The following is a 22891-nucleotide window of genomic DNA, read 5'->3' as shown; positions in this document are numbered from 1 at the left end:
TAACGAGGGTCACTCGCTAAAGTCTTCGTCGTCGCCTTACCTTTATTTTGAATTTACCGTAGAATCACCCGGCCTTTTAAGGCGCCAAATGTCCGTTAGAAGCTGTTTTCAAAGCGTCACGAGCACAGTTATCCGGTAGAACGGCGTTGGCACGGGGAATTCACCAGTGAATGTCCCGTGCCAGCCCTCATCAGCTCCCCGTTCTGCAGGCGTAAAACTTTGAAAGCAGCTTCTGTAAGGATTTCCTGCAACTCTGGCTACGCGGCTCAAAAAGCCGTATTTGCGCATGAGTGCGGATTTTCTGGATGAGCGTCCCGGACACCCATTTGGGACCACTGATGAGGGTAATAACTGTGCTTGAAGCCTACCGCAAACATATCGAAGAGCGTGCAGCCCTGGGTATCGTTCCCCAGCCGCTCAACGCCGAACAAACTGCAGGCCTGGTCGAGCTGCTGAAAAACCCGCCGGCCGGCGAAGAAGCCTTCCTCGTTGAACTGATCACCGACCGCGTTCCACCGGGAGTCGACGAAGCCGCCTACGTCAAGGCCGCTTTCCTCTCCGCCATCGTCAAAGGCGACGCCAAATCCCCGCTGATCGACCGCAAGCGCGCCACCGAGCTGCTGGGCACCATGCAGGGCGGCTACAACATCGCCAGCCTGGTCGAGCTGCTGGATGACGCCGAGCTGGGCGCCGTCGCGGCCGAACAGCTCAAGCATACCCTGCTGATGTTCGATGCCTTCCACGACGTGGCCGAAAAAGCCAAGGCCGGCAACGCGCATGCCAAGGCTGTGCTGGACTCCTGGGCTGCCGGCGAGTGGTTCACCACCCGTCCTGCGATCGCCGAGAAATACACCCTGACCGTGTTCAAGGTGCCTGGCGAAACCAACACCGACGACCTGTCCCCTGCTCCAGACGCCTGGTCGCGCCCTGACATCCCGCTGCACGCCCTGGCCATGCTGAAAATGGCCCGTGACGGCATCGAGCCAGAGCAACCCGGTTCGGTCGGTCCGCTGAAGCAGATCGAAGCGGTCAAGGCCAAAGGCTTCCCGGTCGCCTACGTCGGTGACGTGGTCGGTACCGGTTCCTCGCGCAAATCCGCAACCAACTCCGTGCTGTGGTTCTTCGGCGACGACATCCCGTACGTGCCGAACAAGCGCGCCGGTGGTTTCTGCTTCGGTACCAAGATCGCTCCGATCTTCTACAACACCATGGAAGACGCCGGCGCCCTGCCGATCGAATTCGACTGCACCAACCTGGCCATGGGCGACGTCATCGACGTCTACCCGTTCAAAGGTGAAGTACGCCGCCACGGTAGCGACGAGCTGGTCACCAACTTCGAACTGAAAACCGAAGTGCTGCTGGACGAAGTCCGCGCTGGCGGCCGTATCCCGCTGATCGTCGGCCGCGGCCTGACCGAGAAAGCCCGTACCGAACTGGGCCTGGGCGCTTCCGACCTGTTCAAGAAGCCAGAGCAGCCTGTCGACACCGGCAAAGGCTACACCCTGGCACAGAAAATGGTCGGCAAGGCTTGCGGCGTGACCGGCGTTCGTCCGGGCACCTACTGCGAACCGAAGATGACCACCGTCGGTTCCCAGGACACCACTGGCCCGATGACCCGCGACGAGCTGAAAGACCTGGCGTGCCTGGGCTTCTCCGCTGACCTGGTCATGCAGTCGTTCTGCCACACCGCTGCCTATCCGAAGCCGATCGACGTCACCACCCACCACACCCTGCCGGATTTCATCCGCACCCGTGGCGGCGTGTCCCTGCGTCCTGGCGACGGCATCATCCACAGCTGGCTGAACCGCATGCTGATGCCTGACACCGTCGGCACCGGCGGCGACTCGCACACCCGCTTCCCGATCGGCATCTCGTTCCCGGCCGGTTCCGGCCTGGTCGCCTTCGCCGCGGCTACCGGCGTCATGCCGCTGGACATGCCGGAATCGATCCTGGTTCGCTTCAAGGGCAAGCTGCAACCTGGCATCACCCTGCGTGACCTGGTTCATGCCATCCCTTACTACGGGATCAAGCAAGGCCTGCTGACCGTCGAGAAGAAGGGCAAGATCAACGCCTTCTCCGGCCGCATCCTGGAAATCGAAGGTCTCAACGAGCTGACCGTCGAACAAGCCTTCGAGCTGTCCGACGCCTCGGCCGAGCGTTCCGCTGCAGGTTGCACCATCAAGCTGCCGGAAAAGGCTATCGCCGAGTACCTGACCTCCAACATCACCCTGCTGCGCTGGATGATCGGCGAAGGCTACGGCGACCCACGCACCCTGGAGCGCCGTGCGCAAGCCATGGAAGCCTGGCTGGCCAACCCTGAGCTGCTGGCTGCCGATGCTGACGCCGAATACGCCGAAATCATCGAAATCGACCTGGCCGACGTCAAAGAGCCTGTGCTCTGCGCGCCGAACGACCCGGACGACGCTCGTCTGCTGTCGACCGTTCAGGGCGAGAAGATCGACGAAGTGTTCATCGGTTCGTGCATGACCAACATCGGTCACTTCCGCGCTGCCGGCAAGTTGCTGGAGAAGGTCAAGGGTGGCATCCCTACCCGTCTGTGGCTGGCTCCGCCAACCAAGATGGACGCTCACCAACTGACCGAAGAAGGCTACTACGGCATCTACGGCAAAGCTGGCGCACGTATGGAAATGCCAGGCTGCTCGCTGTGCATGGGTAACCAGGCTCGCGTTCAGACCGGTTCGACCGTGGTGTCCACCTCGACCCGTAACTTCCCGAACCGCCTGGGCGACGCGACCAACGTGTACCTGGCCTCGGCTGAACTGGCTGCGGTCGCTTCGATCCTCGGCAAGCTGCCGACCGTCGAGGAGTACATGGAGTACGCGAAGAACATCGACAGCATGGCTGCCGACGTTTACCGCTACCTGAGCTTCGACCAGATCGCCGAGTTCCGCGAAGTCGCTGCGAACGCCAAGATCGCCGCTGTTCAGATCTAAGCAGAACCTGCGTTGAAAAAGCCCCGCTGAAAAGCGGGGCTTTTTTATGCCTTTGATCCTAGGCGTCGAGTTGCTGCCATCGCGAGCAAGCTCGCTCCTACAAAAACGACGCAACCAACTGTAGGAGCGAGCTTGCTCGCGATGGGCCTGCACAGCAGGCCCGGAAACAAAAAAGCGGCGCCCGCCTCTCGACGGACACCGCTGTTCAACGCTGAAGCCTGCGAAAAATGCCTTAGAACGAATCCCCCGGCACCCGCACCCACCCTTCCATCAACACCCGCGCACTACGGCTCATGATCGCCTTGGTCACGGTCCACTGCCCGTTCACCTGCTGCGCCTGCGCCCCCACCCGCAAAGTCCCGGAAGGATGCCCGAAGCGCACCGCTTCGCGCTCGCCACCACCGGCCGCGAGGTTGACCAGCGTTCCCGGAATCGCCGCCGCCGTACCAATCGCAACCGCCGCAGTGCCCATCATCGCGTGGTGCAGCTTGCCCATGGACAGCGCCCGCACCAGCAGGTCGATATCACCCGCCTTCACCTGTTTGCCACTGGACGACAGGTAGTCCGCCGGCGGCGCCACGAAAGCGACCTTCGGCGTGTGCTGCCGGCCCGCGGCTTCGTCGATGTGCTTGATCAACCCCATGCGCACCGCACCATAGGCACGGATGGTTTCGAAACGGGCGAGCGCCGCGTTATCGCCATTGATCGCGTCCTGTAGCTCGCTGCCGGTGTAACCGATGGCCTCGGCGTTGACGAAGATAGTCGGGATGCCGGCGTTGATCAGGGTCACTTCGAAGCTGCCGACACCCGGCACATCAAGCTGATCGACCAGGTTGCCAGTGGGGAACATCGCCCCGCCGCCGCCGTCTTCATCGGCCGCCGGATCGAGAAACTCCAGTTGCACCTCGGCCGCCGGGAAGGTCACGCCGTCGAGTTCGAAGTCACCGGTTTCCTGGACCTCGCCGTTGGTGACCGGCACGTGAGCAATGATGGTCTTGCCGATATTCGCCTGCCAGATACGCACGGTGGCGACGCCATTGGCCGGGACGCGAGCCGGATCGACCAGGCCAGCGCTGATGGCGAAGGAACCCACCGCCGCCGACAGGTTGCCGCAGTTGCCGCTCCAGTCAACGAAGGCCTTGTCGATCGACACCTGACCGAACAGGTAATCGACGTCATGCTCCGGCTTGATGCTGCGGGACAGGATCACCGTCTTGCTGGTGCTGGACGTCGCCCCGCCCATGCCGTCGATCTGCTTGCCGTAGGGATCGGGACTGCCGATCACCCGCAGCAGCAGCGCATCGCGGGCGGCGCCGGGCAGTTGCGCGGCTTCGGGAAGGTCCTGGAGATTGAAGAACACACCCTTGCTGGTACCGCCACGGATGTAGGTGGCGGGGATTTTGATCTGGGGTACATGCGCCATGAATTTGTCCTGTCAGTTCAATAGGTGAAACCCCGATCGCTGGCCAGACCAGCTCCCACAAAGACCGCGCCAGACACTTATCTTGTGACCAACAAAGAACCTTGTGGGAGCTGGCTTGCCAGCGATAAGGCCAGGGCAGCCAACATCACTGCCAGCGCCTTGCCGATATCAGGCCGCGCCTTCCAGGAAGTCCTGGGCAAAGCGCTGCAACACGCCACCGGCCTCGTAGATCGACACTTCTTCAGCCGTATCCAGGCGGCAGGTCACCGGCACCTCGACGCGCTCGCCATTGCTACGGGTGATGACCAGGGTCAAGGTCGCTCGCGGGGTACGCTCGCCGACCACGTCATACAATTCGCTACCGTCCAGCCCCAGCGTCTTGCGATCCACGCCCGGCTTGAACTCCAGCGGCAGCACGCCCATGCCGACCAGGTTGGTGCGGTGGATACGCTCAAAACCTTCGGCCACGATGGCCTCGACACCCGCCAGCCGCACGCCTTTGGCCGCCCAGTCACGGGACGAGCCCTGGCCGTAGTCGGCACCGGCGACGATGATCAGCGGCTGCTTGCGCTCCATATAGGTTTCGATCGCTTCCCACATGCGGGTGACCTTGCCTTCCGGCTCGACCCGGGCCAGCGAACCCTGCTTGACCTTGCCGTCTTCCAGCACCATCTCGTTGAACAGTTTCGGGTTGGCGAAGGTAGCGCGCTGGGCAGTCAGGTGGTCACCGCGGTGGGTCGCGTAAGAGTTGAAGTCCTCTTCTGGCAGGCCCATTTTCGCCAGGTACTCGCCCGCAGCGCTGTCCAGCATGATGGCGTTGGACGGCGACAGGTGGTCGGTGGTGATGTTGTCCGGCAGCACTGCCAGCGGGCGCATGCCGGTAAGCGTACGCGCACCGGCCAGGGCGCCTTCCCAGTACGGCGGACGGCGGATGTAGGTGCTCATTTCGCGCCACTCATACAGCGGCGGAACCTTCGGCCCCTTGTCTTCTTCGATGGCGAACATCGGAATGTAGACCTGGCGGAACTGCTCCGGCTTCACCGAAGCGCGAACCACCGCGTCGATTTCGGCATCGCTCGGCCAGATGTCTTTCAGGCGGATTTCCTTGCCGTCGACCACGCCCAGCACATCCTTCTCGATATCGAAGCGGATTGTGCCGGCAATGGCGTAGGCCACCACCAGCGGCGGTGAGGCGAGGAACGCCTGCTTGGCATACGGGTGGATACGCCCGTCGAAGTTGCGGTTACCCGACAACACCGCGGTGGCGTACAGGTCGCGATCGATGATTTCCTGCTGGATCTGCGGATCCAGCGCACCGGACATGCCGTTGCAGGTGGTGCAGGCGAAGGCGACGATGCCGAAGCCCAACTGCTCCAGCTCGTCGGTCAGGCCCGCTTCGTCCAGGTACAGGGCGACGGTCTTCGAACCCGGCGCCAGAGACGATTTGACCCACGGTTTGCGGGCCAGGCCGAGCTTGTTGGCATTGCGCGCCAGCAGGCCGGCGGCGATGACGTTGCGCGGGTTGCTGGTGTTGGTGCAACTGGTGATGGCGGCGATGATCACCGCGCCATCCGGCATCTGTCCCGGCACCTCTTCCCAGGCCCCGGCGATGCCCTTGGCCGCCAGGTCGCTGGTGGCGACGCGGGCATGCGGGTTGGACGGACCGGCCATGTTGCGCACGACGCTGGACAGGTCGAAACGCAGCACGCGCTCGTATTCGGCATTGATCAGGCTGTCAGCCCACAGGCCGGCTTCGCGGGCGTAGGTCTCGACCAGCTTGACCTGTTCTTCTTCACGACCGGTCAGGCGCAGGTAATCGATGGTCTGCGAGTCGATGGCGAACATCGCCGCGGTGGCGCCGTATTCCGGGGCCATGTTGGAAATGGTGGCGCGGTCGCCCAGGGTCAGGGCACGGGCACCTTCGCCATGGAATTCAAGGTAGGCACCCACTACCTTCTGCTTGCGCAGGAATTCGGTCAGGGCCAGCACCACGTCAGTGGCGGTAATGCCCGGTTGCGGCTTGCCAGACAGCTCGACACCGACGATTTCCGGCAGGCGCATCCAGGACGCGCGACCGAGCATGACGTTCTCGGCTTCCAGGCCACCGACACCGATGGCGATCACGCCCAGGGCATCGACGTGCGGGGTGTGGCTGTCGGTGCCGACGCAGGTGTCGGGATAGGCGACGCCGCGTTCGGCGTGGATCACCGGCGACATTTTCTCCAGGTTGATCTGGTGCATGATGCCGTTGCCGGGCTGGATCACGTCGACGTTCTTGAACGCCTTCTTGGTCCAGTTGATGAAGTGGAAACGGTCTTCGTTGCGACGGTCTTCGATGGCGCGGTTCTTCTCGAACGCCTGCGGGTCGAAGCCGCCGCACTCCACGGCCAGCGAGTGGTCGACGATCAACTGCACCGGCACCACCGGGTTGACCTGGGCCGGGTCGCCGCCTTTATCGGCGATGGCGTCACGCAGGCCGGCGAGGTCGACCAGGGCGGTCTGGCCAAGGATATCGTGGCAGACCACCCGGGCCGGGAACCACGGGAAGTCGAGGTCGCGCTTGCGCTCGATAAGCTGGCTCAGCGACGCGTTGAGGGTTGCAGGATCGCAACGGCGTACCAGGTTTTCCGCCAGCACGCGGGAGGTGTAGGGAAGCCGGTCGTAAGCGCCCGGCGCGATCGCGTCGACTGCCGCGCGGGCATCGAAGTAGTCCAGGCCGGTGCCTGGCAGGGACTTGCGGAATTCGGTGTTCATGGTCAGGTCGGCTCGGTCACGGTGTTCGGTGGATAGACCCTGTCTGCCCTGCCCGGCCCTGTAGGAGCGAGCTTGCTCGCGATAGCGTCAGCAGGATCAACCCCACTGACAGATTCATCGCCATCGCGAGCAAGCTCGCTCCTACAGAAACCGCGACAGGTGCGGCGGGCTCTTTATCAGCGCTGTTCGATCGGCACGTATTTACGCTGCTCGACGCCGGTGTACTCGGCGCTCGGACGGATGATGCGGTTGTTGGCGCGCTGCTCGAAAACGTGCGCCGCCCAGCCGGTCAGGCGCGAGCAGACGAAGATCGGGGTGAACAGCTTGGTCGGGATGCCCATGAAGTGGTACGCCGAGGCATGGTAGAAGTCGGCGTTGGGGAACAGCTTTTTCTGCTCCCACATGGTCTTGTCGATGGCTTCGGATACCGGGTACAGCACGGTGTCACCCACTTCATCGGCCAGCTTCTTGGCCCAGCCCTTGATCACTTCGTTGCGCGGGTCGGACTCTTTGTAGATGGCATGGCCGAAGCCCATGATCTTGTCCTTGCGCTCGAGCATTTTCAGCAGCTCGGTCACGGCTTCCTGCGGGCTCTGGAAGCGTTCGATCAATTCCATCGCCGCTTCGTTGGCGCCGCCGTGCAACGGGCCGCGCAGCGAACCAATGGCAGCGGTGACGCAGGAGTACAGGTCCGACAGGGTCGAGGCGCACACCCGTGCAGTGAAGGTCGAGGCGTTGAATTCGTGCTCCGCGTAGAGGATCAGCGAAACGTTCATTACCTTGACGTGCAGCTCGCTCGGTTTCTTGCCGTGCAGCAGGTGCAGGAAGTGGCCGCCGATGGTGTCTTCGTCGCTGGTGCAGTCGATGCGCACGCCGTGATGGCTGAAGCGGTACCAGTAGCACATCACCGCCGGGAACAGCGCCAGCAGGCGATCGGTCTTGTCACGCTGCTGGTCGAAGTTCAGCTCTTGTTCCAGGGTGCCGAGCACCGAGCAGCCGGTCCGCATGACGTCCATCGGGTGGGCGTTGGCCGGAATACGTTCCAGCACTTCTTTCAGCGCCTGCGGCAGGTCACGCAGGGTTTTCAGACGGGCCTGATACTCGGCCAGTTGCGCCTGGTTCGGCAGTTCTCCGTAGAGCAGCAGGTAGGCGACTTCTTCGAACAGGGCATTGGCCGCCAGGTCACGGACGTCATAGCCGCGGTAGGTCAGCCCGGCGCCCGCCTGACCGACTGTCGACAGTGCGGTCTGCCCGGCCACCTGGCCACGCAGGCCGGCTCCGCTGAGTACTTTTGCTTCGGCCATGGGATATCTCCTTTCTTGAATTTGTTATGGAAGCTTTGGCTAATCGTGTTTCGGATCCTGAGGACACAGCGTCCTGGCTGGCGCCTTCGCGAGCAAGTTCGCCCCTACAGGATCATGTGGGTCAGGCTTTTTTCTGGGCGAACAGGGCGTCGAGGCTCTGTTCAAACGCGTGGTAGTTGATGGCGTCATACAGCTCCATGCGGGTTTGCATGGTGTCGATCACGTTCTTCTGCGTGCCGTCGCGGCGCAGGGCGTTGTAGACGTTCTCGGCGGCCTTGTTCATGGCGCGGAACGCCGACAGCGGGTACAGCGCCAGGGAGACGTCGGCGGACGCCAGTTCCTCGGTGGTGTACAGCGGGGTCGCGCCGAATTCGGTGATGTTGGCCAGGATCGGCGCACGCACGCGATCGGCGAAGGTCTTGTACATCGACAGTTCGGTGATGGCTTCCGGGAAGATCATGTCGGCGCCAGCTTCGATACAGGCGGCGGCACGGTCCAGCGCGGCCTCCAGGCCTTCGACCGCCAGGGCGTCGGTGCGCGCCATGATCACGAAGCTGTCATCGGTACGGGCATCGACGGCGGCCTTGATGCGGTCGACCATCTCTTGCTGCGAGACGATTTCCTTGTTCGGGCGGTGACCGCAACGCTTGGCGCCGACCTGGTCTTCGATATGGATGGCGGCGGCGCCGAACTTGATCATCGACTTCACGGTACGGGCGACGTTGAAAGCCGAAGAACCGAAACCGGTGTCGACATCCACCAGCAGCGGCAGGTCGCAGACGTCGGTGATGCGGCGCACGTCGGTGAGCACGTCATCCAGGCCGGTGATGCCCAGGTCCGGCAGACCGAGGGAGCCGGCAGCGACGCCGCCACCGGAGAGGTAGATGGCCTTGAACCCGGCACGCTTGGCCAGCAGCGCGTGGTTAGCGTTGATGGCGCCGACAACCTGCAACGGGTGCTCGGCAGCTACTGCATCGCGGAAACGCTGGCCGGGACTGCTTTTCTGACTCATGACTCACCTCGTGGGCTAGTGGCGTCCAGGTAGTGACGCTCAATGTTGCGTTTGGAAGCGCCGATGTGGCGGCGCATCAGGAGTTCCGCCAGTTCGCCGTCACGGTCGGCGATGGCGTCGAGAATCCGGTGGTGTTCGGTAAAGGCCTGGCGCGGCCGGTTCGGCGTCGCGGAGAACTGGATGCGGTACATGCGCACCAGTTGATAAAGCTCGCCGCATAGCATTTGCACCAGGGTGCGGTTGCCGCTGCCCTGGATGATCCGGTAGTGGAAGTCGAAGTCGCCTTCCTGCTGGTAATAGCCAACCCCGGCCTGGAACGCGGCGTCGCGCTCGTGGGTGTCGAGCACCCGGCGCAGTTCATCGATCTCGGCTACGCTCATACGCTCGGCGGCCAGGCGGCAGGCCATGCCTTCGAGGGACTCGCGGATCTCGTACAGCTCGATCAGTTCGGCATGGCTCAGTGACACCACCCGCGCGCCGACATGCGGAACCCGCACCAGCAGGCGCTGGCCTTCCAGGCGGTGGATGGCTTCACGCAGCGGGCCGCGGCTGATGCCGTAGGTGCGGGCCAGTTCCGGCTCGGAGATCTTGCTGCCCGGGGCGATCTCACCCTTGACGATCGCGGCCTGGATGCGTCGGAAGACGTTTTCGGAAAGGGTTTCCGAATCATCCTGGGTGACGCCGGGTGCTTGAGCTGTGTCCAGCATGATTGTCGACACCTTGAAAATCCAATGCGCTGAAATTAGCTAAATACGCCATTGCAGTCAAAGACAAATTCAATATTGTCGACAATCGTCTAAGAACGAACTTCAAGGGACTGCGTGTTGTCTGAGTTGCGCCGCTGGCGCCGGAATACCAGCGTGATAGAATGCCGCCGCCTCTTTGGGGTATGGATAGTGTGTCTGTCATGTTTTTCTGTCAGACCAACGAGGAGCTTGCGCAGAACTGCCAGTGGCCTTGACCTGAACACCCACAGCATTGCGCCAGGATCTATGAGACTTTCGCCCCTTCTACTGTTGCTCAGCCTTTGTTTGCTACCGGCCCTGGGCCAGGCGGCGGGCAAGACCGTCTACGGCCTGAACGAATACGCCCGGCTTGCCGATATCAACCTGGAAGTCGCCGCCAAACTCGACACCGGGGCCAAGACCGCCTCCCTCAGCGCCCGCGACATCAAGCGTTTCAAGCGTAACGGCGAATCCTGGGTACGCTTCTACCTGGCCATTGACGCCGCCCATTCTCACCCGATAGAACGCCCTCTGGCGCGCGTCAGCAAGATCAAGCGACGCGCCGGCGACTACAACCCGGACGAGGGCAAGGGCTACACCGCCCGTCCGGTGATCAGCCTGAATATCTGCATGGGCAACGCCCTGCGCAGCATCGAAGTGAACCTGACCGATCGCAGCGCCTTCCAGTACCCGTTGCTGATCGGCTCCGAGGCGCTCAAGCACTTCGATGCACTGGTCGATCCAAGCCTTAAATACGCTGCCGGCAAACCCGCCTGCGCCACTGACGCTCACACCGCAGAGTAACCCCGATGCGCTCTCTTACCCTTCATCTGAAAGTCCTGATCACCGTACTGGTGCTGCTGGGTATCCTGATCACGGCTTATCAGATCTTCTTCCTGGGCATCCCGGTGACCGAGGACGAAACCGACGACCTGTGGAACATCGACGCCAAGGTCGAGTTCGTCGCGAGTCCGAAAGACCCGGTCAAGGTCCAGATGTACGTGCCGCCGCTGAGCCGTGACTACGTCAGCCTCAACGAGAGCTTCATCTCCAACAACTATGGCGTGAGCGTCAACCGTGTCGACGGTAACCGCAAGGTGACCTGGTCGGCCCGTCGCGCCAGCGGCAACCAGACGCTCTACTACCGTCTGGTGCTGACCAAGCGTTACAGCACCGAGAAGCCCAAGATCAAAGGCCCGACCTTCCGCGACAGCCTGCCTGTGGAAGGCCCGGAGAAGATCGCTGCCGAAGCGCTGCTGGCGCCGATCCGCCAGCATTCGGCGGACGTCGAGACCTTCGTCGGCGAAACCATCAAGCGTGTCAACAATCTCAACGACGACAACGTCAAGCTGCTGCTGGCCGGCGACACCTCGGTGCAGAAGAAGGCCAAGGTCATCGACCTGCTGCTGTCCATCGCCCACGTTCCGCTCGAGCGCGTGCAGACCATCCGCCTGGTGGCCGACCAGCCGCAGACCCCGGAACTCTGGCTGCGCAGCTTCAACGGCAGCGATTGGCTGTACTTCAACCCGGATACCGGCGAGCAGGGCCTGCCGAGCGACCGCCTGCTGTGGTGGACCGGTGACGACAACCTGATCACCGTCGACGGCGGCAAGAAAGTCAGCGTCAGCTTCAGCCTGAACAACAGCGAAATGAACGCCATCCGCCTGGCCAAGCTGACCGACGAGAACACCGACGCCGACTTCCTCGAATACTCGCTCTACGGCCTGCCGCTGCAGACGCAGCAGACCTTCATGATCATGGTGATGATCCCGATCGGCGTGCTGGTGATCCTGATCCTGCGCAACCTGATCGGCGTGCAGACCCTCGGTACGTTCACCCCGGTACTGATCGCCCTGGCCTTCCGCGAAACGCAATTGGGCTTCGGCATCATGCTGTTCACCGTGATCACCGCGCTGGGTCTGTCACTACGCTCCTACCTTGAACACCTCAAGCTGCAGATGCTGCCGCGCCTGTCGGTGGTGCTGACCTTCGTCGTGGTACTGATCGCCGCCATCAGCCTGTTCAGCCACAAACTCGGCCTGGAACGCGGCCTGTCGGTGGCACTGTTCCCGATGGTGATCCTGACCATGACCATCGAACGCCTGTCGATCACCTGGGAAGAGCGCGGCGGTGGCCATGCGATGAAAGTCGCTATCGGCACCCTGTTCGCCGCCTCCCTGGCGCACTTGCTGATGACCGTGCCGGAACTGGTGTACTTCATCTTCACCTTCCCGGCGGTGCTGCTGATCCTGGTGGGCTTCATGCTGGCGATGGGTCGCTACCGCGGCTACCGCCTGACGGAGCTGGTTCGCTTCAAGGCTTTCGTGAAGGCTGACGCCTGATGTTCGGACTCTGGAAAACATGGAAGGCCCTGGAAGCCCGGGGCATCATGGGTATCAACCGGCGCAACGCGGACTATGTCCTGAAGTACAACAAGCGCCACCTGTACCCCATCGTCGACGACAAGATCATCACCAAGGAACGGGCGATCCAGGCCGGCATCCATGTGCCGGAGATGTACGGGATCATTTCCACCGAGAAAGAGATCGAGAAGCTCGACCAGATCATCGGCGGGCGCAGCGACTTCGTCATCAAGCCGGCCCAGGGCGCCGGCGGTGACGGCATCCTGGTGATCGCCGACCGCTTCGAGAATCGCTACCGCACCGTCTCGGGCAAGATCATCAGCCACGAGGAAATCGAGCACCAGATTTCCAGCATCCTCACCGGCCTCTACTCCCTGGGCGGTCACCGCGACCGTGCGCTGATCGAGTACCGGGTGACCCCGGACCAGATCTTCAAGAGCATCAGCTACGAAGGCGTGCCGGACATCCGCATCATCGTGCTGATGGGCTACCCGGTCATGGCCATGCTGCGCCTGCCGACCCGGCAGTCCGGCGGCAAGGCCAACCTGCACCAGGGCGCCATCGGCGTCGGGGTCGACCTGGCCACCGGCGTGACCCTGCGCGGTACCTGGCTGAACAACATCATCAGCAAGCACCCGGACACCACCAACGCGGTGGACGGCGTGCAACTGCCGAACTGGGACGGTTTCATGAAGCTGGCCGCAGGCTGTTATGAGTTGTGCGGCCTGGGTTACATCGGCGTGGACATGGTGCTGGACCAGGACAAGGGCCCGTTGATCCTCGAACTCAACGCCCGCCCTGGCCTGAACATCCAGATCGCCAACGATTGCGGCCTGACCCAGCGTACCCATGCCATCGAGGCACACCTGGAAGCGCTGGCGAAAGACGGCATCCAGGAAAGCGTCGAAGACCGCGTGCGTTTCGCCCAGAACCTGTTCGGCCACGTGCCGGCCCAGTGAACCTCGACCGCCCCGTCGCTTTTGCCCTCGGGGCGGTCGCTTTCTTCCTGCAGGACCTCTAGGAGCATTTCCTACGCAGGTCTACAATGCCTCCCCCGCCTACAAGCCGTTCAAACGAATGCCAACCTGCACACTGCACCCCCTGCCCTACCAGGCCGACCCCGCCCGCTATTTCGACTGCATCCGCCACGCACCCGGCGCCGTGCTGCTCGACAGTGCCCGTCCGGGTGCAGAACGTGGCCGTTTCGACCTGCTCAGCGCCTGGCCGCTGCGCAGCCTGGTGGTGCAAGCGGGCGAGTCCGGCGAGCACTACCTGCAACGGCTGCGCGACAGGCTTGCCGAGCTGGGCCCGGCGCAACTGCCGGAAGGCGTGGAGTTGCCCTTCGCCGGCGGCGTGATCGGCTACCTGAGCTATGACTTCGGCCGACGCCTGGAACAATTGCCGGAACTGGCGCGGGACGACCTCGGTCTGCCGGACGCGACCCTCGGCCTGTATCCGTGGGCACTGATCAGCGACCACCAGCAAGGCACCAGCCAGTTGCTGTTCCACCCGACGCTGGCGCAGGCCGAGCGCGAGCGCCTGATCGCACAGTTCAGCCAGGTCTCGCCGAGCCCCAGCGAACGTTTCCATCTCGACGCGCCGATGCGCGGCGACATCAGCGCCGAGCAATACCGCGAGGCCTTCGAACGGGTCCAGCAGTACATTCAGGCCGGTGACTGCTACCAGATCAACCTGACCCAGCGTTTCCGCGCGCCCTGCCAGGGCGATCCTTGGCACGCCTACCAGGCGCTGCGGGCGGCGTGCCCGACGCCCTTTTCCGGCTTCCAGACGCTGGATGACGGCAGCACCCTGCTGAGTTTCTCGCCCGAGCGTTTTATCCGGGTCAACGGCGGCCAGGTGGAAACCCGCCCGATCAAAGGCACCCGCCCGCGCAGCGCCGATCCGCTGCAAGACCGCGCCAACGGCGAAGAACTGCTGGCCAGCAGCAAGGACCGCGCGGAAAACCTGATGATCGTCGATTTGCTGCGCAACGACCTCGGCCGCACCTGCGAGATCGGCTCGGTGCGGGTGCCGGAGCTGTTCAACCTGGAGAGCTACCCGAACGTGCACCACATGGTCAGCGCAGTGACCGGGCGACTGGCGGCGGACAAGGACGCGCTGGACCTGATCGCCGGCAGCTTCCCTGGCGGCTCCATCACCGGCGCCCCGAAAATCCGCGCGATGCAGATCATCGACGAGCTGGAACCCAGCCGTCGGGCGCTGTATTGCGGGTCGTTGCTGTATGTCGACGTACGCGGCGAGATGGACAGCTCCATCGCTATCCGCAGCCTGCTGGTGAAGGACGGGCAAGTCTGCTGCTGGGGTGGTGGCGCGGTGGTGGCGGACTCGGACTGGGAGTCGGAGTATCAGGAGTCGATTACCAAGGTGCGGGTGTTGCTGGAAACCTTGCAGGGTCTTTGAGAACCTCAAAGACCCAACATTTCTTACAGGCTCAACGAGCGATTCGAAGCCTTGATGAACTCTTGCTTCAGCGCCTCGAAATCATGCACCGCCGGGAACTGCGGGAATTCGCGAATCACGTTTTCCGGCGCATGGAACAGGATGCCGGCATCCGCCTCGCCCAGCATGGTGGTGTCGTTGTACGAATCACCCGCAGCGATCACCCGGTAGTACAGGCTCTTGAAGGCCAGGACCGACTGACGCTTGGGATCCTTCTGGCGCAGTTGGTAACTCACCACGCGATCAGTCTCATCAGTGATCAGGCGGTGGCACAACAGGGTCGGGAAGCCCAGTTGGCGCATCAGTGGCTGGGAGAACTCATAGAAGGTGTCGGAGAGGATCACCACCTGGAAGCGCTCGCGCAGCCAGTTGACGAATTCGACGGCACCGTCCAGCGGCTTGAGGGTGGCGATCACCGCCTGGATATCCGACAGCTTCAGGCCATGCTCATCGAGAATCCGCAGGCGCTGCTTCATCAGTACGTCATAGTCCGGAATATCGCGGGTGGTGGCCCGCAGCGATTCGATTCCGGTTTTCTCCGCGAAGGCGATCCAGATTTCCGGGACCAATACGCCTTCCAGATCGAGACAGGCAATTTCCACAACACACTCCTCGAACAACGCCAAAAAATGGGAGCTGCACTCTAGCAATGCTTGTCTGGCATTGCGACCCGTCTGGCCGGGCATTTTTTGGTAACATCTGCCCCACTACGAGCGCCAAGCGCCATTCAATGACCGGAAGCCGCCTGATGAGCCAATCCTTCGACGTCGCCGCACTGGCCGCGACCTACGCCAACAAGTCCCCCCAGGACATTCTCAAGCTCGCCTTCGAACACTTCGGCGATGACCTGTGGATTTCCTTCAGCGGCGCCGAAGACGTCGTGCTGGTGGACATGGCCTGGAGACTGAACAAGAACGTCAAGGTGTTCAGCCTCGACACCGGGCGCCTGCACCCTGAGACCTACCGCTTCATCGACCGGGTCCGCGAAGAGTACAAGCTGCCGATCGAGCTCCTTTCTCCGGATCGCGAAAAGCTCGACCCGTTCGTCAAGGACAAGGGCCTGTTCAGCTTCTACAAGGATGGTCATGGCGAATGCTGCGGCATCCGCAAGATCGAACCGCTGCGCCGCAAACTGAGCACCGTGAGCGCCTGGGCCACCGGCCAGCGCCGCGACCAGAGCCCGGGCACCCGCAGCCAGGTGGCTGCGCTGGAAATCGACAGCGCCTTCTCCACCCCGGAGCGCACCCTGTACAAGTTCAACCCGCTGGCCCAGATGAGCAGCGCGGAAGTCTGGGGTTACATCCGCATGATGGAAATCCCCTACAACAGCCTGCACGAACGCGGCTTCATCAGCATTGGCTGCGAACCCTGCACCCGCCCGGTGCTGCCGAACCAGCACGAACGCGAAGGTCGCTGGTGGTGGGAAGAGTCAACCCAGAAGGAATGCGGCCTGCACGCCGGCAACCTCATCTCCAAAGCCTGACGGCTTTTCTCAGCTAAAAGCTTCAAGTGGCAAGCTACAAGTAGAGGCGGTCCTTATCAGGGCCGCTTTTTCTTTTCGGCTTTAAAAGGTCAAAAAAGAAAGCGGCCCGCATGCGGACCGCTTTTCTCTTGAAGCTTAAAGCTTACAACTTGGAGCTGCCGTCAATGGACAGGCAGTTCCACGCCTTCGAACAGCTCTTCCAGCTCCTGCTTGTTGTGGCACTGGATCGCCTTGGCCATCACTTCGCGGGTCAAGTGCGGCGCGAACTTCTCGATGAAGTCGCACATGAAGCCGCGCAGGAAGGTGCCGCGACGGAAACCGATCTTGGTGATGCTGGATTCGAACAGTTCGCTGGCATCCAGGACCACCAGGTCGCTGTCCAGCTTCGGATCCACTGCCATCTTGGCGACGATGCCAACACCCAGGCCGAGGCGCACGTAGGTCTTGATGACGTCGGCGTCGGCAGCGGTGAACACCACTTTCGGCGTCAGGCCGCGGTGGCTGAAGGCTTCGTCCAGCTTGGAACGGCCAGTGAAACCGAACACGTAAGTGACGATCGGGTATTCAGCCAGCACTTCCAGGGTCAGCTTCGGCAGCTTGGTCAGCGGGTGTCCTTGCGGGACCACCACGCAACGGTTCCAGCGGTAGCACGGCATCATCACCAGGTCACCGAACAGCTCCAGCGCCTCGGTGGCGATGGCGAAGTCGACGGTGCCGTCAGCAGCCATCTCGGCGATCTGCATCGGCGAACCCTGATGCATGTGCAGGGCGACTTCCGGGTACTGCTTGATAAACGAGCTGATCACCGGCGGCAGCGCATAACGCGCCTGGGTGTGGGTGGTGGCGATCGACAGGGTGCCTTTCTTCTCGTTGGAGAATTCCTGGGCAATCTGCTTGATGCTCTCGACCTTGCGCAGGATTTCGCCTGCGGTATTGATGATGCGTTCGCCCGCCGGGGTCACGCGGGTCAGGTGCTTGCCGCTACGGGCAAACACTTCCACGCCCAGCTCGTCTTCCAACAGGCGAATCTGCTTGCTGATCCCCGGTTGGGAGGTGTACAGGCTCTGCGCTGTCGCGGAAACGTTGAGGTCGTGGTGCGCCACTTCCCAGATGTAGCGCAATTGTTGAAGCTTCATAGGTATCCCTCAGATGCTGGGCGTCACCGGCAACAGCGACGAGTTATAACTATATTAGTGGTCAGGAGAATAAATCTAGAACAATTTCATCAGTTTTCTTACAAGCACCACGGAAATTTCCTCAAACCTTTCTCCGGCCAAGGTGCTGGGCGAGGGGCACCATGTACACCGGCACCGGGGACAACTGCAGAATGCGCACTGCCGTGCGCCCGATCGGAATCTCCACCCCGGCCCCGTGGGTGTGACTGCCGACGATGAGCAGATCGACACTCAGCCGTTGGGCCTGTTCGAGAATCACCTGGGCCGGATCCCCCTGGCGTACCCGCACCGCGCGTATCAGCGCCAGGTCCTCCTGATCCCCCAACTCTTCGCGAAAGTTTTCCAGCACCCGCTGCTCGATATTGGCCATGACGGTGTTCACGCCCTGACTGTGCAATTGGTCGAGGGTTTGTTCATCCAGGTAACTCTGCAGCAGTGATTCGGCGAATTGCCCCATCGGCTCCACGGCATGGATCACATAGAGCTCCGCATTGAAAGTCCGCGCCAGGGCCAGCGCGTGTTGCATGACATAGGGCGCGTACACACCAAGGTCCGTGGCATACAGCATCGAACGGATCATTGAGCCTCCTCCGACTGCCGAAACGGCAGAGCAAGCTTCAGCTTAGCAGCGCCCTGTTGATGCGCAGGCCCCGTCCGGCGGGGCTCAGCCGGGCGTGCGTTCGTTGCTGATGCCGTGCGGAACATGGCCGGTAGCCACAACCCGACTGGCCCGGTCGCAGTGTCCGGCCTGGTCATCGAAGAACACATCCGCAGCGAATGCTTCGAGGAACGCCGACTTGTCCAGGCCGCCGAGAAACAGCGATTCATCGAGGCGGATGTCCCACTCGCGCAGGGTGCGGATGACCCGCTCGTGCGCCGGCGCCGAGCGCGCGGTGACCAGCGCAGTGCGGATCGGACAGGCGCCACTGGGAAACTCTTGCTGCAGTTGATTGAGTGCCGCCAGGAACGGCTTGAACGGCCCGCCGCGCAACGGATCGCGGGCCGATTGCCGCTCGCTGGCCTGAAACGCTTCCAGCCCTCCCGACTGATAGACACGCTCGGATTCATCGGAAAACAGCACTGCATCGCCGTCGAAGGCGATCCGCAGTTCCGTGATGGCATCCCGCCGGGCGCCACCGGAAAGAATGGTGGCTGCGGCAAAGCCGGCCTCCAGGGCGCTACGCACATCATCGGCATCGGTGGACAGGAACAGGTGGCAACCAAACGCCGCCAGATAAGGATACGGACTACGCCCGCCAGCGAACGCCGCGCGGGAAATGCCCAGGCCGTAATGCTCGATGGAATTGAACACCCGCAGGCCGGTGTCGGCGCTGTTACGCGACACCAGTATCACCTCGACCCGTTGCTGACCGAGGGCGGCATTGAGGCCCAGCAGCTTCTCCACCAACAGGAAAGCATCGCCCGGCTCAAGGTATTCGTCTTCATGCTCGATCTGGTATTGGCGATAAGCCTCGACACCCTCGGCCAGGTACAGCCGGTGGCTCTCGCTGAGATCGAACAGCGCTCGCGAGGAAATCGCCACTACCAGTTTGTCGCCCAACCCCTTGCTCATGACTCGCCCCCGCTACCTGTCATTACATCCGCTGCATCAGGGCTGCCGCGCAGGCCCCGTGAAACATTCGATTCGCACCCGATTATGCCTTCCATCGCGGGTCCAGCCACCCTCCAGCCACTTTAGTCGTAAAAAGCGCGCTCAAAGGCCCATCCCCTGCCGGAAACGGGCCCATACCCATTGTCGAGCCAAGGGTTTACGCGCTAAGGTTCCGCTCCCCGCTGAGCTCAATCATGCTGCTCCGCCGCACGGGGATCGCTGGCGGCCGGCATCCGTGACCTGACGAGTAACACGATGGCTGATTTACCGATCGACGACTTAAACGTTGCCTCCAACGAGACCCTGATCACGCCTGATCAGCTCAAGAAGGAGATCCCACTCAGCGCCACCGCGCTTCAGACCGTGACTGCGGGCCGTGAAGTGGTGCGCAATATCCTCGACGGCAAGGATCACCGCCTGTTCGTCGTGGTCGGCCCCTGCTCGATCCATGACATCAAGGCCGCGCATGAATATGCCGAGCGCCTCAAGGTTCTCGCTGCGGAAGTCTCCGACACTCTTTATCTGGTGATGCGCGTCTACTTCGAGAAGCCGCGTACCACCGTGGGCTGGAAAGGCCTGATCAACGACCCGTACCTGGACGACTCCTTCAAGATTCAGGACGGCCTGCACATCGGTCGTCAACTGCTGCTGGACCTGGCGGAAATGGGCCTGCCCACCGCCACCGAAGCCCTCGACCCGATCTCCCCGCAGTACCTGCAGGACCTGATCAGCTGGTCGGCCATCGGCGCCCGTACCACCGAATCCCAGACCCACCGCGAAATGGCCTCCGGCCTGTCTTCGGCGGTCGGTTTCAAGAACGGCACCGACGGCGGCCTCACCGTTGCCATCAACGCCCTGCAATCGGTTTCCAGCCCGCACCGCTTCCTCGGCATCAACCAGGAAGGTGGCGTCTCCATCGTCACCACCAAGGGCAACGCCTACGGTCACGTGGTGCTGCGCGGCGGCAACGGCAAGCCGAACTATGACTCGGTCAGCGTCGCCCTGTGCGAACAGGCGCTGAACAAGGCCAAGATCAAGCCGAACATCATGGTCGACTGCAGCCACGCCAACTCCAACAAGGACCCGGCCCTGCAGCCGCTGGTCATGGAGAACGTCGCCAACCAGATCCTCGAAGGCAACCAGTCGATCATCGGCCTGATGGTCGAGAGCCACCTGAACTGGGGCGCCCAGGCCATTCCGAAGGACCTCTGCGAATTGCAGTACGGCGTTTCCGTGACCGATGCCTGCATCGACTGGGACGCAACCGCCACTACCCTGCGCAACATGCGCACCAAGCTCAAGGACGTGCTGCCGAAGCGTCGCGGCTGATATACGCCACAAACGAAAACGCCGGGCAATTGCCCGGCGTTTTCGTGTCTGTAGAGTGCAAGCCTGGAAAGGTCAGGCCTTGGAAGAATGCTTGTGATGTCGTTCCATGTAACGTTCGACATAAGAGCAGGAAGGAATGACGGTGTAGCCACACTCTTCGGCATAGGCCAGCGCCCGCTCGGTCAATGCCGCGGCGATACCGCGGCCACGCAGGGCGTTGGGCACGAAGGTGCGATAGATATCCAGAGTCTGCTTACCCAGGTCCATGTAAGTCAGGTAAGCACGATGACCGTCCACATTGGTCTCGAACTGATGACCCTTTTGGTCATGGTGGATGGACAACGCCTCGCTCATCACTACTCCTCGCGGGTCTTGTAATAAAACCCTACCTTAACCGATGTTTGTCCGGCGAAGGAACCTCTACGCCACCCCGTGCCCCGTTGGACAGCGAGAAGAGCCTGATCGTTCTCGGGCAACTGAGCACGTAACAAATAGTAGGCGCCCAACGCGGGGATGCTCAAGGTACTGGTCGGAAAATTTCCGCACTTGAGACCGGCCGACGATGCCAGCGGGCAACGTCCTGAGAACAGCAACCGGATGATCTAGTGCTTATGACGCAACCTGACATTTAAAGTCACCATTAGTTCAAGAAAAACTACTTTTACAAGAATGCGTTACAGCCTCCAGACGCAACAATTGCACGGTTTTCGCGGTTCATGGCTGTCAAGAGCAAACGCGGCGCAATTTTTTTCCAATTCTTGCGCTCAGTCAGTTTACTTACTACAAGTAATGGGTACTATGTACGCCGGCCAGTTTCTCTTTGTTGAGAGATGGCTCTTTAATAGAAAGTCCTTGAAGGGGAACACGATGAACAACGTTCTGAAATTCTCTGCTCTGGCTCTGGCCGCAGTTCTGGCTACCGGTTGCAGCAGCGTCTCCAAAGAAACCGAAGCTCGTCTGACTGCTACCGAAGACGCAGCAGCTCGTGCACAAGCTCGTGCTGACGAAGCGTATCGCAAAGCCGACGACGCTCTGGCTGCCGCTCAGAAGGCTCAGCAAACTGCTGACGAAGCCAACGAGCGCGCTCTGCGTATGCTGGAAAAAGCCAGCCGCAAGTAATAATCCTTCGGGGTTGTTATTTAGAAGCCGACCCACTTGTGGGTCGGCTTTTTTATTGCCTGCAAGATAACAACACCCTCAAACGACAAGGCCCGCCATTAAGGCGGGCCTTGGTGTAACACCGATGAAACTTACTGCTCCTGGTAAGGTGCGCTGGAAATGATTGGCACTTCGCCACCCACCCCGCTCGGCACAGCAATTTCAACCGGCATGCCGTCTTCGGTCGCGACCACATCGCGGACCATGTCCCAGTTCATCTGCACGCGGTTGGCCAGGTCTTCACGCTTGAGCAGCGCGTTGATCACCGCGGTGTGCTTGTCCACCACCGACGGATCACCCTTGTCGTCCAGCGGAGTGTGCGCCTCGAGGTAGACCTTGCCGCCACTCATGCCGAACTTGTACGGCTCGTTGATGATCCGCACTGGCGTACCCACTGGCGCCATCTTGGCCAGTTCCAGCACGTTGTTGTTGAACATGCGGAAGCAACCGTGGCTGGTGCGCATGCCAATGCCGAACTTCTTGTTCGAGCCGTGGATCAGGTAGCCCGGCACGCCCAGGGTGAACTTGAACGGACCCAGCGGGTTGTCCGGGCCGGCCGGCACCACGTTCGGCAGCGGATCGCCATCAGCAGCGTGCTCGGCCTTGATCGAGGCCGGCGGGGTCCAGGTCGGGTTCGGCGTCTTGGCCGTCACCTTGGTCTGGGCGATGGGCGAACCCCAGCCTTCACGACCGATGCCCAGCGGATAGGTATGCACCACGTTCTCCCCTTTCGGGAAGTAGTACAGGCGGTACTCGGCGAGGTTGATGACGATACCTTCGCGCGGGCCCGGCGGCAGGATGAAGCGGGTCGGCAGGATGATCTCGGTGCCGGCGCCCGGCAGCCAGGGGTCGACCCCCGGGTTGGCCGCGACCATTTCCAGGTAGCCCAGGTCACCGGCGGTGCCGATATCGGCGAAGGTGTCCTCGTACTTGGCCTTGATCACCTGGACCTGGCCAATGATGTCTTCGCCAGGCGGCGGCAGTGGGAACTCCAACGCGGCAACAGGACCTGCCGACAGCAGGGCGGCCAGGGACAGGCAACGGGTGACGGCGGGAAAGCGCGACAACATCCGGGAAATCCTTCGCAAATTCGGGGTGAAGGCGGCAATTGTACACCTCTGCCGAAACAATCGGGAGGC

19 protein-coding genes are annotated in these 22891 nt (G+C 61.9%); 8 read left to right on the top strand and 11 right to left on the bottom strand.

All coding sequences use genetic code 11. From position 1 onward, the window contains the following. Window positions 1–353: 353 nt before the first annotated feature. Window positions 354–2954, top strand: coding sequence for a bifunctional aconitate hydratase 2/2-methylisocitrate dehydratase (acnB, locus tag DM374_RS23930; RefSeq protein ID WP_110972094.1), 2601 nt, complete (start codon window positions 354–356; stop codon window positions 2952–2954). A gap of 232 nt (window positions 2955–3186) precedes the next feature. Here the strand turns inward: acnB and prpF are convergent, their stop codons facing one another. From prpF to DM374_RS23905, 5 genes are all read right to left on the bottom strand, one after another. Then, window positions 3187–4377, bottom strand: coding sequence for a 2-methylaconitate cis-trans isomerase PrpF (gene prpF / locus DM374_RS23925; RefSeq protein WP_110972093.1), 1191 nt, complete (start codon window positions 4375–4377; stop codon window positions 3187–3189). 168 nt (window positions 4378–4545) lie between these two features. Continuing rightward, window positions 4546–7131 carry a Fe/S-dependent 2-methylisocitrate dehydratase AcnD gene (acnD, locus tag DM374_RS23920; RefSeq protein WP_110972092.1) on the bottom strand — a complete coding sequence of 862 codons (2586 nt, stop codon included), beginning with the start codon at window positions 7129–7131 and terminating at the stop codon, window positions 4546–4548. 176 nt (window positions 7132–7307) lie between these two features. After that, on the bottom strand, window positions 7308–8435 hold the full coding sequence (prpC, locus tag DM374_RS23915) for a bifunctional 2-methylcitrate synthase/citrate synthase (RefSeq protein ID WP_110972091.1): 1128 nt from the start codon (window positions 8433–8435) through the stop codon (window positions 7308–7310). A 121-nt stretch (window positions 8436–8556) separates the two neighbouring features. Then, the gene (prpB, locus tag DM374_RS23910; protein WP_110972090.1) at window positions 8557–9447 is read right to left on the bottom strand and encodes a methylisocitrate lyase; all 891 of its coding nucleotides are present in this window, start codon (window positions 9445–9447) and stop codon (window positions 8557–8559) included. Beyond that, the gene (locus DM374_RS23905; protein WP_110972089.1) at window positions 9444–10154 is read right to left on the bottom strand and encodes a GntR family transcriptional regulator; all 711 of its coding nucleotides are present in this window, start codon (window positions 10152–10154) and stop codon (window positions 9444–9446) included. The genes prpB and DM374_RS23905 overlap by 4 nt, the downstream gene beginning before the upstream one ends. 285 nt (window positions 10155–10439) lie before the next feature. Between DM374_RS23905 and rloA the strand changes: the two genes are divergently transcribed. The 4 genes from rloA (at window position 10440) to pabB (ending at window position 14956) form a co-directional block, all read left to right on the top strand. Then, window positions 10440–10976, top strand: a complete 537-nt coding sequence (gene rloA / locus DM374_RS23900) for a retropepsin-like aspartic peptidase RloA (protein ID WP_110972088.1) — start codon at window positions 10440–10442, stop codon at window positions 10974–10976. A 5-nt stretch (window positions 10977–10981) separates the two neighbouring features. Next, window positions 10982–12514, top strand: coding sequence for an osmotic stress tolerance membrane protein RloB (rloB, locus tag DM374_RS23895; protein ID WP_110972087.1), 1533 nt, complete (start codon window positions 10982–10984; stop codon window positions 12512–12514). Then, window positions 12514–13494, top strand: coding sequence for an alpha-L-glutamate ligase-like protein (locus DM374_RS23890; RefSeq protein ID WP_110972086.1), 981 nt, complete (start codon window positions 12514–12516; stop codon window positions 13492–13494). The genes rloB and DM374_RS23890 overlap by 1 nt, the downstream gene beginning before the upstream one ends. A gap of 118 nt (window positions 13495–13612) precedes the next feature. Continuing rightward, window positions 13613–14956: an aminodeoxychorismate synthase component I gene (gene pabB, locus DM374_RS23885; RefSeq protein WP_110972085.1), complete on the top strand. Its 1344-nt coding sequence runs from the start codon at window positions 13613–13615 to the stop codon at window positions 14954–14956. Between the two features lie 23 nt (window positions 14957–14979). Here the strand turns inward: pabB and thrH are convergent, their stop codons facing one another. Further along, on the bottom strand, window positions 14980–15597 hold the full coding sequence (gene thrH / locus DM374_RS23880) for a bifunctional phosphoserine phosphatase/homoserine phosphotransferase ThrH (RefSeq protein ID WP_110972084.1): 618 nt from the start codon (window positions 15595–15597) through the stop codon (window positions 14980–14982). 146 nt (window positions 15598–15743) lie between these two features. Here thrH and DM374_RS23875 point away from each other — a divergent pair, with 146 nt between their 5' ends. Next, window positions 15744–16478 carry a phosphoadenylyl-sulfate reductase gene (locus DM374_RS23875; RefSeq protein WP_110972083.1) on the top strand — a complete coding sequence of 245 codons (735 nt, stop codon included), beginning with the start codon at window positions 15744–15746 and terminating at the stop codon, window positions 16476–16478. 161 nt (window positions 16479–16639) lie between these two features. Here the strand turns inward: DM374_RS23875 and cysB are convergent, their stop codons facing one another. From cysB to DM374_RS23860, 3 genes are all read right to left on the bottom strand, one after another. Continuing rightward, window positions 16640–17614 carry an HTH-type transcriptional regulator CysB gene (gene cysB / locus DM374_RS23870; RefSeq protein WP_009394496.1) on the bottom strand — a complete coding sequence of 325 codons (975 nt, stop codon included), beginning with the start codon at window positions 17612–17614 and terminating at the stop codon, window positions 16640–16642. Between the two features lie 121 nt (window positions 17615–17735). Then, window positions 17736–18233 carry a universal stress protein gene (locus DM374_RS23865; RefSeq protein WP_095157792.1) on the bottom strand — a complete coding sequence of 166 codons (498 nt, stop codon included), beginning with the start codon at window positions 18231–18233 and terminating at the stop codon, window positions 17736–17738. An 84-nt stretch (window positions 18234–18317) separates the two neighbouring features. Next, complete coding sequence (locus DM374_RS23860) at window positions 18318–19226, bottom strand: 5'-nucleotidase (protein ID WP_095157794.1); 909 nt, start codon at window positions 19224–19226, stop codon at window positions 18318–18320. A 294-nt stretch (window positions 19227–19520) separates the two neighbouring features. Here DM374_RS23860 and DM374_RS23855 point away from each other — a divergent pair, with 294 nt between their 5' ends. Then, a complete protein-coding gene (locus DM374_RS23855; RefSeq protein WP_095157796.1) occupies window positions 19521–20594 on the top strand; it encodes a 3-deoxy-7-phosphoheptulonate synthase in 1074 nt (357 codons plus the stop codon). Between the two features lie 72 nt (window positions 20595–20666). Here DM374_RS23855 and DM374_RS23850 read toward each other — a convergent pair whose 3' ends face one another. Beyond that, entirely contained in the window at window positions 20667–20948 is a 282-nt protein-coding gene (locus DM374_RS23850) for a GNAT family N-acetyltransferase (protein WP_095157798.1), read from the bottom strand. 513 nt (window positions 20949–21461) lie between these two features. Between DM374_RS23850 and oprI the strand changes: the two genes are divergently transcribed. Next, window positions 21462–21713 carry an outer membrane lipoprotei OprI gene (gene oprI / locus DM374_RS23845; RefSeq protein WP_037058464.1) on the top strand — a complete coding sequence of 84 codons (252 nt, stop codon included), beginning with the start codon at window positions 21462–21464 and terminating at the stop codon, window positions 21711–21713. 131 nt (window positions 21714–21844) lie between these two features. Here the strand turns inward: oprI and DM374_RS23840 are convergent, their stop codons facing one another. Then, on the bottom strand, window positions 21845–22822 hold the full coding sequence (locus DM374_RS23840) for a L,D-transpeptidase family protein (protein WP_110972082.1): 978 nt from the start codon (window positions 22820–22822) through the stop codon (window positions 21845–21847). Between the last annotated feature and the right edge of the window lie 69 nt (window positions 22823–22891).

The sequence above is a fragment of the Pseudomonas huaxiensis genome (genome assembly GCF_003231275.1).
Classification (GTDB): domain Bacteria; phylum Pseudomonadota; class Gammaproteobacteria; order Pseudomonadales; family Pseudomonadaceae; genus Aquipseudomonas; species Aquipseudomonas huaxiensis.
The sequence above is the reverse complement of the archived record's forward strand: the minus strand, read 5'-3'. Positions and strand labels throughout refer to the sequence as shown.